The organism is Methanoculleus sp. DTU007, from assembly GCF_001512385.1.
Taxonomy (GTDB): domain Archaea; phylum Halobacteriota; class Methanomicrobia; order Methanomicrobiales; family Methanoculleaceae; genus Methanoculleus; species Methanoculleus thermophilus.
The window spans coordinates 430-740 of record NZ_LFRO01000086.1 but is presented as its reverse complement, the minus strand read 5'-3'; the positions used below and the strand labels follow the sequence as shown (position 1 = coordinate 740).

General features: G+C 67.2%; 1 protein-coding gene. It reads left to right on the top strand.

Going from position 1 to position 311, the window contains the following annotated elements; genetic code table 11:
- Positions 1–311: STAS domain-containing protein (locus ACI94_RS09100; protein ID WP_353743254.1), on the top strand; the 311-nt coding region annotated here is incomplete at both ends.

Genomic DNA, 311 nt, shown 5'->3' with positions numbered 1-311 from the left:
CACCATCCTCTCGATCTCCGGCAGCGTCTACTTCGCCACCCTCCGGGCGATCGAGCGCTCGCTCCCGTCCCCCGAGGGGTCGGAGAGCGCCGTCGTCATCCTCACCCTCCGGGGGAGGATCGAGGCCGGGATCGGCCTCTTCCGGATGCTTGAGCGTTACGCCCGGAAGGTCAGGGCCCACAACGGTCGGTTCATCCTCGCCGAGGTCGAACCCCGGCTCCTTGCAGGCCTCGAAGAGAGCGGAGCAGCCGGGACCATCGGCCGGAAAAACATCTTCCTTGCAACCCCGGTCATCTGGGAGTCGCTCCAGG